The sequence below is a fragment of the Magnetococcus sp. PR-3 genome (assembly GCF_036689865.1).
Lineage (GTDB): Bacteria > Pseudomonadota > Magnetococcia > Magnetococcales > Magnetococcaceae > Magnetococcus.
This window is the reverse complement of sequence record NZ_JBAHUQ010000033.1, coordinates 34,749-47,135: the sequence shown is the minus strand read 5'-3', so window position 1 is coordinate 47,135 and position 12,387 is coordinate 34,749. Positions and strand designations below refer to the sequence as shown.

At 49.4% G+C, this 12,387-nt stretch carries 11 protein-coding genes; 6 read left to right on the top strand and 5 right to left on the bottom strand.

Annotation, left to right across the window (positions count from 1 at the left end; translation table 11 throughout):
• The first annotated feature begins 429 nt into the window (after window positions 1-429).
• Window positions 430-831, top strand: a complete 402-nt coding sequence (locus tag V5T57_RS16560) for an ankyrin repeat domain-containing protein (protein WP_332892366.1) — start codon at window positions 430-432, stop codon at window positions 829-831.
• Between the two features lie 40 nt (window positions 832-871).
• Here V5T57_RS16560 and V5T57_RS16555 read toward each other — a convergent pair whose 3' ends face one another.
• The 5 genes from V5T57_RS16555 to V5T57_RS16535 are packed head-to-tail and all read right to left on the bottom strand — an operon-like array spanning window position 872 to window position 3,812.
• The gene (locus V5T57_RS16555; protein ID WP_332892365.1) at window positions 872-1,156 is read right to left on the bottom strand and encodes an acylphosphatase; all 285 of its coding nucleotides are present in this window, start codon (window positions 1,154-1,156) and stop codon (window positions 872-874) included.
• A gap of 20 nt (window positions 1,157-1,176) precedes the next feature.
• Window positions 1,177-1,854 (bottom strand): retropepsin-like aspartic protease family protein, encoded by a 678-nt coding sequence (locus tag V5T57_RS16550; RefSeq protein ID WP_332892364.1) that lies wholly within the window; start codon window positions 1,852-1,854, stop codon window positions 1,177-1,179.
• 2 nt (window positions 1,855-1,856) lie between these two features.
• Complete coding sequence (gene cysZ / locus V5T57_RS16545) at window positions 1,857-2,624, bottom strand: sulfate transporter CysZ (protein ID WP_332892363.1); 768 nt, start codon at window positions 2,622-2,624, stop codon at window positions 1,857-1,859.
• Between the two features lie 20 nt (window positions 2,625-2,644).
• On the bottom strand, window positions 2,645-3,109 hold the full coding sequence (locus tag V5T57_RS16540) for a CreA family protein (protein WP_332892362.1): 465 nt from the start codon (window positions 3,107-3,109) through the stop codon (window positions 2,645-2,647).
• Between the two features lie 13 nt (window positions 3,110-3,122).
• Entirely contained in the window at window positions 3,123-3,812 is a 690-nt protein-coding gene (locus V5T57_RS16535; RefSeq protein ID WP_332892361.1) for a class I SAM-dependent methyltransferase, read from the bottom strand.
• Window positions 3,813-4,132: 320 nt separating this feature from the next.
• Here V5T57_RS16535 and V5T57_RS16530 point away from each other — a divergent pair, with 320 nt between their 5' ends.
• From V5T57_RS16530 to V5T57_RS16510, 5 genes are all read left to right on the top strand, one after another.
• Window positions 4,133-4,360: a hypothetical protein gene (locus V5T57_RS16530; RefSeq protein ID WP_332892360.1), complete on the top strand. Its 228-nt coding sequence runs from the start codon at window positions 4,133-4,135 to the stop codon at window positions 4,358-4,360.
• 316 nt (window positions 4,361-4,676) lie between these two features.
• Entirely contained in the window at window positions 4,677-6,392 is a 1,716-nt protein-coding gene (locus tag V5T57_RS16525) for a putative bifunctional diguanylate cyclase/phosphodiesterase (protein ID WP_332892359.1), read from the top strand.
• A 36-nt stretch (window positions 6,393-6,428) separates the two neighbouring features.
• Entirely contained in the window at window positions 6,429-7,565 is a 1,137-nt protein-coding gene (locus V5T57_RS16520; RefSeq protein WP_332892358.1) for an FIST N-terminal domain-containing protein, read from the top strand.
• Between the two features lie 3 nt (window positions 7,566-7,568).
• Window positions 7,569-10,193 carry a response regulator gene (locus tag V5T57_RS16515; protein WP_332892357.1) on the top strand — a complete coding sequence of 875 codons (2,625 nt, stop codon included), beginning with the start codon at window positions 7,569-7,571 and terminating at the stop codon, window positions 10,191-10,193.
• Window positions 10,194-10,491: 298 nt separating this feature from the next.
• Complete coding sequence (locus V5T57_RS16510) at window positions 10,492-12,372, top strand: bifunctional lysophospholipid acyltransferase family protein/GNAT family N-acetyltransferase (protein WP_332892356.1); 1,881 nt, start codon at window positions 10,492-10,494, stop codon at window positions 12,370-12,372.
• The last annotated feature ends 15 nt before the right edge of the window (window positions 12,373-12,387 follow it).

Below are 12,387 nucleotides of genomic sequence, written 5' to 3'. Positions count from 1 at the left end.
CGCGTAAACACAAAGCCGACACCATTCAATCATGGTGTCGGCTTTTCTGACGCACCCCCCTTAAAATACCGCCACAACTCCGTCATTTTGCCAACTCACCACCCCCACCAACTCACCACATATCCATAGATTTCATAATGATATACTTGCTTGGCATGATTATCGCTTATTTTACCAACAACAGGGTACACCACCCTGCCAAAGGTCCGGCAAGACCTTTTACCAACAGAGCAGGCTGATGTGCGTCACACATCGTAAAAGCCGCCACACGTTGGTCGGGTGCAAGATGTACCCACCATGCAAGGATGCATGGACCCCAGAGAACTGGGAGCAATGATGGATCTGGACATCCATTTTGACGAGCCACTCTGGAGCGCACCAAGGATGGTGACCTCCAGAGGCTCGACAAAAATAAAAAAGGTGGCAACCATGACACAGCTATGGAACGATTTTGCACCACTCCACGATGCCGCAGGCCAGGGCGACTTGGTTATTCTTAACCAACTGCTCGATCATCGTGAACATATGGTGGATCTTAGGGATAACGATGGCTGGACCGCGCTACATCTTGCCGCAGCATCCGGTAATTTGGAGAGTGTGACCACACTGCTGCAGCATGGTGCCGATGTCAACGCCCGCAACTATGATGGCATAACCCCTCTGCTCGCAGCAGCCTACGAGGGACATTCGCACATTGTTGGCCATTTAATTGCCCATCAGGCAGACCCCAACGCATCCGACTACAACGACCTATCACCGGTTGTAGCCGCTTACGGTATGGGGCACCAGAACGTTGTTGATCTGCTCATCCGTGAAGGGGCGCAGACTTAACATATTGAAGAGGCGTTAGGGGAGATCTGTTTCGTCTGCCCTAACGCCTTACCTCAAACGTACAGCGCGCATCATCCACATCACATGGACGGCTCTCAACACCCTCAACCTGAGATTTGGGGGATCCTTGGTGACACCATTCAACAGCCTGAGTTACGGCATCTTCAGGGCCTTGAAACAGCGCTTCTACGCGCCCATCTGGTAAATTTCTAACCCACCCCTGCAAACCAAGGCGCTGCGCTTCTAAATGGGTATGGTGCCGATACCACACCCCTTGTACCCGGCCTGATATCCAAACATGCATGGCCAACTGAGGTTTTACCATCTTCCCCGCCTGTACCTGTACTACCAAAAAAGCGTCAATACACCATCATCCACCTGATAACGCTTTAAACGGTTAAAAAAGGTCATCCCCAGCAGAGAGGACCCCATAGGGGTCTGGTTGACCACAGCAGGGACCTGCTCCATGTGGATACCACCCAGTTGCAACTGATCTAAGCGCACAGGGGCATTATAAACACGGCCATTGGCCGTATTAAAAGGTTGGGTATAACGGAGTTGATCAGGATCTAACCCAATACGACTGGCTACATGAGGCGCCAGGACAATGGCAGAAGCGCCTGTATCCACCATAAAGGGCACGGAAGCACCATTAATTTTAACGGTAACGCGAAAGTGCCCCCCGGATGATGCCATGATCTGAATTTGGCCAGCCTGTTTTTGCGCGGTCACTTTGCCCGGCATTAACGCCATCAGAAAGCGGTCTTTCCCCCCCGCCAACTCGTGTCGGTAGCCATAGAGTAGAACAAGCATACTGACCACCACCACCCAGCCGACTACCTGGCTTAACAGTCGGCCCATATCTCCACGACGTTTAACCACCCAACTGGCGACCAAAGCGGAGATAAGTAAGAGATATCCCCACTCCTGGCCGGGCTCCGTACCCGCCGGAGCAAAGTCACCACTAATCAACCAACGCAGCCCCAACACACCCAGCACCAGGATCAGCATATAGCCCAACATGCTTATGACTCCCGGCTTGCCAACTCCTGTGTCCAGACCCCTTCCAACTGTTCCACCCACATCAAGGTTGCACCCGCCACCGAGGCTGGCATGGCCAGAAGGTTTAACAGGGGGATCCAGGTCATCAAGACTGCTGCCCCGCCAAAGCCCATGGCGTGAAACCTCTGCCGCTTCAGCAAAGCCCGGCTTTGGCTTGCTCTTAATCCATTATTGTCTGTGGCGTAATCGGCATACTCAACAGCCAACAACCATGCGGCTATCATAAACAAGATCACTGGGATCATGGGTGCCATAACAACACTAAACATAGCGATAATGGTCAAGATGCTACCAATGATCATCCACTTAACCATATAAAGCAGTTTACCCAGCTCATTAAAAATAGCCCCAGGCGCCCCTGCGATAACAGCTTTCCATGACTCTGCATCGGTTGTCACGGGGGGTTTTCCCTTGGCCAACTCCTCCACCCGTTCGGCCAACACACCATTAAAAGGTGACCCTAAAATGTTGGCAATGATGGTGAACGTGTAGAAAACCAGCAGTAACGCCACCACAAACACAACGGGAAAAACCAAAAAGGAGAGCCACGATAAAAGGTCAGGCAACCAAGCCTCAACCTTGTCTTGGAGAAAACCCATAAGATCAAACAGATAGTAAAACCCCAGACCAAAAAGAACAAAATTTAACAGGAGCGGCACAACCACAAAGGGACGAACCCGTGGGTGGGGTAGCAGCTTTAACCCGCGCAACAGATAACCAACACCATTCATGGTCAGGCTCCTCGTATCACTTATTTAGACTGCCACGGCATAACAGGAACAGTCGAGATGGCATTCTTGGGTGAACCATTGATCAGACGATCACTATAGACCAAATAGATCAGGGTATTACGCTTACGGTCAAAAAACCGCACCACCTGCATGCTCTTAAACAACAGGGAGGTTTTTTTGGTAAAGACCTTTTCACCATCTTTGATTTCAGACTTAAAGGAGATAGGGCCAATTTGCCGGCAGGCAATCGAGGCATCTGAACGATCTGTTGCCAACCCCATACTACCAGAAATACCGCCTTTTTTAGCACGGCTAAGGTGGCATGAAACCCCTTCTACCTTAGGATCATCAAACGCTTCGATAACAATTTTATCGTTGGCACCCAACATTTTAAACGTGGTATCAACGCTACCAATAATTTCAGCATTGGCCGTGGAGCCCAACAGCAATGCCGTACTAAGGGCCACCAAAAAAAACTTCTTCATTTTAACACCTTGATTACGCTTTTTGAGCACGGATGAGATACTGAAACACAAAAAGATCATGTGTCTCAAATTCCGTTTGATTATGCAGGGTCAAACGCCCTATGTGTATATCTTTGGGGAAAGGCCCTTGCTGATGCTCCTGCCCTTCCTCATTCCACGTTTCACCTAAAAAGGCGGGCTTTAATCCAGCCTGCCCTAACATGTCCAACATCTCACGGATGGTAAAAAAGCGCAGATGATCCCGATCCAGAATCCCTGAATCCGTATAGGTCCAATAGCCTTCGACCATACGCTCCATGACCCTATAGTAACGGATATTGGGAATACTGGTGACAATACACCCATCTGGGGCAAGTAAAGCAGCATGGTTCTGCAGGACTTTAGTAGGGTTCACCAAGTGCTCTAAAATATCGGCATAGACAATACAGTCAAAACTACCCGCTTCATAAGGGAGCTGTAACGTCTCGACATCCCCAACCTGAACATCATCCAGCCGTGAACGGGCTTCTGCAGCGGCATCTTCATTGTATTCCACCCCGGCCACATAGTCGGCCCCACGTGCTTTAAGGGCTTCCCCCAGACCTCCAGCTGCACATCCAACATCTAAAATACGCTTACATGTGTCCGGTACCATCTCAACAATTTCTGGGCGTACCCCACTATAGTAATCGGCCTCTTTTTGTTTCAGGTCACCATCCGCCATTTTAAACACTCCCTGTCTAACTATGGGTTCTCACTCCGCCAACCGTACCATCCCTTGATTGCATAACACGCTTTGCCCCAACCCCCCAGGCAAAAAAGGACTGGTTAGAACTTTCCAAATAAGCCTCAAAGGTGGTTCTGACACCTCACCCGATCTAAACCTCTACAGAATAAAGCAGGGTATTCTATTGATTTACTTAACTTTACACACACCAAAACATCATCATCAACAACTTGGCACACCCGATGCAATTTAGCTAGGCAAGTGACAAAGAACTCTCTCCACACCAATGGTGTGCAACGATATTAAGGAAGACCGCCATGAGCATCTACGGATTGTCCTCCTATATGGCCAAAGCCGCCACTCAGGGAATGACCGGCCCTAAAAAGGATAGCCGGGACGACACCTCTCGTGGCCCTCTGCCCCATTCGGCTGGTCGTACAGGTACCAATTTAAAAGAGCGTAATAACGCAACCCCCATGCGCAATCGCGCCTATCAGGTCACCATCTCTGCAGCAGCGATGAACCGGGTTGCGACCAGCGCCTAGCCCTCACCAGGCGGTTTAGAACATAAAAGCGTGCATTCATTGAGTTGAATGCACGCTTTTTTTATGTCTTTATGACACCATTCCAATCTTTCAACGATCCTTTTATAGCAACTATTCACGGACATTCCCAACCTATCAGCATCGACACTCTGCCCATTTTAAGCCCTGGAAGATTTGAACCATAATGGTACTCTTTCCTGCCAAAGTACGGTTTCAAATTTACATAATCAGATTGGGTAGATAATATCGATCATGTGCGGCTAGTTCGTGGCCGACATCTTTATTTTTATGTACCCAACCATATTAGGGAATACCCATGGATGTCACCGAAGCCCGCGTTCTGATTGTTGATGATGAGTTCATTAACCAACAAATTGCCTCGGCCATCTTAAAAGGTGCGGGCTATGATTATCTGGTCGCAGGCTCGGGAGAAGAAGCTCTTGAGATGGTACAGAGCTATGCGCCAGACCTGATACTCTTAGATGTCCTTATGCCTGGTATGAGTGGCTTTGAGGTGGTGAAACATCTAAAGGCTGATGAGTCCACCCGCCATATCCCTGTCATTTTGGTTACCGCACTCTCAGACCGTGACTCTCGTATTGATGGGCTCGACGCTGGCGCAGAGGATTTCATTGCCAAACCCATTGATGACAGAGAGCTAAAAGCGCGCGTACGTAACCTGTTACGTCTAAAAAAACTGAATGACTTCCTAAGCGACCACAATCAAATTCTTAAGCAGTACGATACGTTAACCGCCCTACCCAACCGCAACCTATGTCGTGACCGCCTAGTCAGTGACATTGCGGCTGCTGAAGCGACGGGACTTGAAGTTGCGGTTATCTTGATCGAACTGACCAATTTTAAACAGATCAATGACACCTTGGGTTTTCCCAGTGGTGACAAAGTACTGCTGGAGGTCTCCCGCAGACTTTCTGAGTATATTCAAGAGACAGACACCTTGGCCCGTATGGGGGGTAGTGAGTTTGCTCTACTTCGCATTCGTGAAAATGTAATTATGCATACCGGTGATCTGTGTAACGAGCTCTTAGAGTTACTCTCCATACCCATTGATCATGAAGATCAACAGGTACACATTACCGCTGCGGTCGGGGTCTCTCATTTCCCTCGCCATGGTGGCGATATGAATGCTCTGTTCCAAAAAGCGGCCATTGCTATGACCCACGCCAAACAGGCTGGGGAACGCAACAGCACACGTATCTATACACCAGAAATGGAGACCGAGGCCCAGGAACGATTTGCCTTGGAGTCACGACTGCACCAAGTGCTTGAACGCAAAGAGCTGGCGCTTCACTACCAACCTAAGGTGGATGCCTTTACAGGTGAAATCATTGGTATGGAAGCTCTCTTACGTTGGAATAGCCCAGAGCTGGGCACCATCTCCCCGGTGAGATTCATTCCCCTTGCTGAAGAGACGGAACTGATTGTGCCGATGGGAGCTTGGGCACTGAGAACAGCCTGTAAAGAGACAAAAAAATGGCTGGATATGGGTTATAAACTTACCATTGCAGTAAACCTTTCGCCCCGTCAGTTTCTGGACAAAGGGTTAAAAGAGACCGTGCGGCAAGCCTTAGAAGAGAGTCAGTTACCCCCTGAGCGGCTAGAACTTGAAATTACAGAAAGCTGTGCGGTTGGTGATGTTGCCTATACCATTAATTTACTTAAAGACTTAAAAAGCCTTGGTGTTACCTGTGCTTTGGATGATTTTGGGACCGGCTACTCCTCCTTGAACTACCTCAAGCTCCTGCCTTTGGATACCCTGAAGCTTGACCGTAGCTTTGTGATGGCCATTCCTGAAGATATGGATGATGCTGCTATTGTTCGTACAGTCATTCAGATGGCCCATGATCTTGGCCTGAAAGTGGTCACAGAAGGGGTAGAAACCCGCCAGCAAGCCGCATTTCTTAAGTATAACCAATGCGAAATTTTACAAGGCTTCCTGGTTAGTAGACCCTTGGATTCAGCCACCTTCGAGGCTTTTTTAGCGCGTGAAGCACCCGAGGAGTGGGTATAATGGGTCAACGTGCTCGGGCGCAACAGGTCAACAACCATGCAAAGTAGTGATTCACTAAAGATCAAACGTGGCAGCTCAGCTTTGCCTTCCGCATCCGCTGCGGTTTCTGATCTACACCAACAGATCGCACAAGCCGATGCGGTGTTAACGTTACTGTTTATCTCCCCTCACTACGACCTGAATGCGTTAGAGCAAGCACTGGATGGTGTTTTTTCCGGTATTGTCATTGGCTGCACCACAGCCGGAGAGATCACCCATGAAGGTTTTCAGGAACAGACCCTGACCGGTATTTCCCTTGCAGGAGATGCCATTCATGCTCAAATGCAGTTGATCGAAGATCTTACCCATTTTAGTCATAAACAGGCTCAAAAAATTGGCGATCAGCTCCATGAGAGCAACTCCGCCAATGAAGGTTTTGATCCAGACCGTCACTTTGCATTGCTCTTTATTGATGGTTTATCCATGCGTGAAGAGCTCGTGGTTGCCCTACTGCACAATCACCTGGATGGTGTCCCACTCATTGGTGGATCTGCCGGGGATGGTATGGCCTTTGAGCAAACACGTGTTTTTGCCCATGGCAAGTTCCATCATGATGCAGCGGTCTTAACCATCGTCCAATGTGATACCCCATTCTTACCCTTTCGTCTCCAGCATTTTCAACCCACTGAAGAACGACTGATCATTACAGAGTCAGACCCACTCAACCGGCGTGTGTGTGAAATTAATGGCATACCTGCAACCGAGGCTTATGCAAAAGCTGTTGGGGTAGCGGCCGATCAACTGACCGCCCACACCTTCTCCCGGCACCCGACCATTCTGCGCATTGGCAACGCCTATTATGTGCGCTCCATCCAAAAAGCCAATGCAGATGGCTCTCTCACTTTTTACAGTGCGGTAGAGGATGGACTGGTTCTCCATGTGGCGGAGGGGGAAGATATGGCGAAACACCTAAAAAACCAGTTGAACCTTCTTCAAGCTGAGATCCCCAACCCTCAACTGATTTTAACGTGTGACTGCATATTGCGCCGCCTAGAAGCCAAACAGACGGGAAGTGACGCCCAAATTGCCGAAGCCTTAGCCCCCTATCCAGTCGTAGGTTTTTCGACTTATGGAGAACAGAGCGGGGCTATTCACGTGAATCAAACCATGACCGGCATTGTACTGGGGGGGTAACCGTTGGAGAGTTCAAACGACCCCTTGGAGAGTCTGGCCGATCGCATCAAAACCTTGCATGATGCCCTTGGTGCCAGCCAAAAGATCCAAAATGCACTGGTCAAACGCTTAGAACAACAAGGTGAAGAGACCCCCTTCACCCTCTTTGAACGCCATGCTCTTTTAGATCAACAACTCCGTCGATCTCGTCAGGCACTGCGGCATGCGCGCCAAGCACTGGAAGGGGAGCGCTCCAGGCATGAACACACCCAACTACAACAAAAAGTAGAGAGCCTGCGCCATCAGACCATTGTTAACCATGCTTCTGATGCCATTTTGCAAATCCACCCTGCGGGTCAAATTCTTTATAGCAACCCTGCGGCGCAGGAACGCTTTGGCTATAATCAACAAGGGTTTGAACAGTGTCACCTAAGCGACCTGTTCCCAACCGAACACCAAAGCAACAACCAATCAGTTATGGAGGCTTTACAGCAGCATGAAGCGTACGGGCAGTCCCTAGCCTGGACAGCCATGGGTGCCGATGGTGCGCTCTTTAGTGTTGCCGCTTTTATCAGCCCACCTGGTGAAGGAAAGCAGAATCAACACACGGTTATTCTTCATGATCTTTCTCAGCAGTTAAGCCTACTACAAGCTCAAGAGACCCGTCGGGATCAAGCCCTGAATAGTGACCGGATATGGTCTCAACTGCGTGAGCGCATCAGCGTTGAGTTGCGCACCCCTCTGCATCGATTAACCGGCATGTTAGAACTGCTGGAGAGCTCTACCTTAGAGGCTCAACAACTGGGATATGTGGAGAGTGCCCGACACAGTGTAGAGACCCTTCTTCATCATTTGGAGAGCCTACAGGACCACACATCTCTTCAAGCATCCCCCTTGGCCAGTGCACGCCTACCTTTTGACCTGATCAGGTTGATCGAAGAGACAACCTTACAGTGGCAAGCTGCGGCCAAACAGAAAGATCTTAGCCTGCTCTGCATCCTTCCCAGCACACTCCCTGCTATCTGGGAAGGGGACTTGGTCCGTCTGCGTGAAGTCATCAGCACACTGCTGGAAAACAGCATTGAGGCCACCACCAGTGGTGAGATTATCATCACTCTGCAGGCCACCCCCAAAGGGCATGCGCCTTGGCATGAGATAACCCTTACCGTTTCGGACCAACGACCTGCTTTAACACCAGAAAAAGCAGAGGTTATGGTCCAGTTTTTGGAACAAAATGATCAAGCAGGGCGGTTGCATGATGGGGCGGAGAGCCTCTCTTTAGCGATTATTCGTCAACTGATGGAGCTTATGCAGGGTCGGTTGGGCTTTGCCCAAGATCTTCAGACAAAACAGACCCTCTTCACACTAACCCTCCCTATGATGCAAGGGCAACAACCCGAACGGGCTGAACAAAACGGGCTGCATGCTAAACGTATTTTAATTCTTGAACCACACACAGCGTATGCCGACTATCTGAGCAATTTATGTCAGCACTGGGGCATGATCCCCCATACCGCTCATCATCTGGATCAAGCCGTTGGCTTGTGGGAAGGGTTAATCCAACTGGGTTTGCCCCCACAATATCTCATTACACCAACAGGGTTACCTGCTCATCTGCCATGGTTAAAAAAAGATCATGAAGGTTCACAACCGGCCCTCATTGTCTTGGGAGAACAGGCATACTCTAACGGTGACAACATCGCTCTGAACAAACCTGTGACCCAGCAAGGGCTGTATACGGCACTCCGACAAGGGGCACAGCGTGTCGAGCAGCAAGCTTTCTCCACCGTAGAGGTATCAACCCAACGCCAGGACCGTATTTTATTGGTCGAAGACAACCCTGTTAACCAACAGGTTGCATTGGGCATGTTAAAACGCGTGGGTATGCAGGCCATAGCTGTGGACCGAGGTGCCAAAGCGGTTGTTGCCGTTAAAGAGCAGCCTTTTGATCTGATTTTTATGGATATTCAAATGCCTGAAATGGATGGTTACGATACCACCGCAGCCATCCGGCAATGGGAACAGGAGAGTGGCACCCCACGCCAACCCATTTCTGCACTAACGGCCAATGCCATGGCAGGTGACCGGGAACAGTGCATGGCTGCGGATATGGATGACTACCTGACCAAACCACTTAAGCAAGAGGCCTTATGGCAGGTCATGAGAAAATGGCTCAAGGATTTACCTGAACGGCCCCCACAAGCCCCCGCTACTTCTGCCGCAAGCATGCCAGCAACCAAGGAGGTTTTATCCAAACCTGCGGAGCCAATAGAATCTATAGATGCGACCGCCATGGATGACCGTAAGTTGGATGAGCTCAAACGCATGATGGCCGTCATGGAAAATGGTTTTGAAGAGGTGGTTACCCGTTATCTGACAGACACCCCAATACTGTTAGAAAACTTATCCACAGCCATTACCGAAGATAATGGGCCACAAATACGCCAACTTGCCCATAATTTAAAATCCACCAGCGCCAGCATGGGGGCCATGGCTCTCTCTGCACAAGCTAAGGTTGTGGAAGATCTTGGTAAAAACAATCAAGCCAGCCAAGCCCAACAGTGGCTCCCCACTTTAAATACACTTTTCACCCAGGTGGATAGCTGGATTAAGCAGCGAGAATCCATCCATATTCCCCCCCCTTCATAACAGCCGAATCCATTCTCCCAGCCGCCACATAGCCTGATACCCTTTCTACCTGTCCAATATTCTATCTTGACCTGCGGTTTCAACTACCTATAGCTTATAGTCTATCTGTTCCATGCTGATAGAGCGTTATTTTACGTGTCCTAATGATGAAGAAGAGCGTGATGATATTCCCTCCCTGTCACCGTGATGTTGCATGACGAAACCTTGGTGTCACAGGCCTGCTTTAGCATCAGCTTCCAGATAAATGGGAGCCCTGCCATAAGGCAGTTACATAAAAAGCATCTACGGAGCACAGGCCATGTCCCTACCCGATGACACCCGCCTGATTCAGTTGGATCAAGCCTTAAGTCACAAGTTCAAACGCCCTCTGGCCATAGGTTTGGCCAAGGTACTTGAACCTCTACTGGGCATTAAAAAATTCAACCATGAATATGAAAAGCTGTTGGAAAAAGATCAAACCGATGATCAATTTCTAAAACGTGCATTGGCGTTACTAACTGGATCCGTACAGGTACGTGACAGTGAGCTGGAGCGTATTCCTGAAACCGGTGGTATTGTTCTGGTTGCCAACCATCCTTTTGGCGGGATTGAAGGGGTACTGCTTGCGGTTCTGTTAAAAGCCATACGCCCCGACGTAAAGTTTATGGCCAACTACATGCTTGGCCATATACCTGAGTTCCGTGATCTACTCATACCTGTTGATCCTTTTGGTGGCGAACAAGCCTCCAAGCGGAATGTGGCCCATGTGGTTAAAGCCATAAGGTGGGTACGTAAAAAACAAGGATTATTGGTTATTTTTCCGGCTGGGGAGGTCTCCAGTCTAGAGCTTAAATCCCGCCGGGTGATCGACCCTGAATGGCAAGCCGGTGCTGCCCGTATGATCCGTGCAACCCAAGCTCCGGTTATTCCACTACTCTTCCAGGGAGCCAACGGTCCTTTATTTCAACTGGCCGGCCTGATCCATCCACGCTTGCGAACCGCTTTACTTCCTCGTGAATTGTTAAATAAAAGCCACCGGGATATTCCTTTACGCATTGGACATCCTGTCGCTTTTAAACGACTTAATAAAATGGAAGGGGATAAAGAGCTCATCGACTATTTACGCATGCGCACCTACCTGCTGGATGCCGATGAGAAAAAAGAGCCTAGTAGCCACCCGATCCCCCTACCGAAAAAAACCCCGGAGCAACTAGAGCCTATTATCAGCCCTTGTGACGCGGTTACGTTGCAAAAAGAGATCGACCAACTCCCACCTGATCAAAAACTATTAACCAGCGGTAAGCAGACGGTCTATGTTGCCCATGCTCACCAAATTCCCATACTGCTGCAAGAGATTGGTCGCCTAAGGGAGATCACTTTCCGTGCCGTCGGGGAAGGCACGGGCAAAGCGATTGATCTGGATAAATTTGATGCCCACTATATGCACCTGTTCATCTGGCAAGAGAAGAAACAGGAGTTGGTTGGGGCTTACCGCATGGTTCGCTTGGATGAGGTTATCGACAGCCATGCTGGGAAAAAAGGGCTTTATACCAGCACACTCTTTAAATATAAAAAATCGTTCCTGAAGCAGCTTGGGCCTGCATTGGAAATGGGCCGCTCTTTTGTCCGGCCAGAGTATCAACGCAGTTATGCGCCCCTGTTGCTGTTGTGGAAAGGGATTGGTCACTACGTCGTGGCAAACCCGGAGTGTAAGGTGCTGTTTGGTCCGGTCAGCATTACCACCGAGTATACACCCGCCTCTCGCCAACTGATTGTGGACTATCTAAAAAGCCACAACGATATGGAAAATGCCCCTCAACTGATCAAGGCTCGCAAACCTTTTAGGCTTCAGGGTCTAAAAGGCCTCGTTAACCCTGAGGCGATTGAAAAACTGGAAGATGTCGATGCACTGTCAGGTCTGATCGCTGAAATTGAGCGGGATGGAAAAGGGGTACCTATCCTTTTAAAGCAATATCTTAAGCTGGGAGGATGCATTGCCGGGTTTAATATTGACCCTGACTTCAGCAATGTTCTGGATGGGCTGATTTTTGTAGATCTAACCAAAACAGAGAAACGCACTTTAAAGAAATATATGACGGCTAAGGGTAGCGAAAAGTTTATCACCTACCATACAGCCTCTATGAAGCCGTTACCCCACGCTCCGGGCCCGGATCAACCCAAGGTTCATACAGGACATTAACGGACACCATGGGGT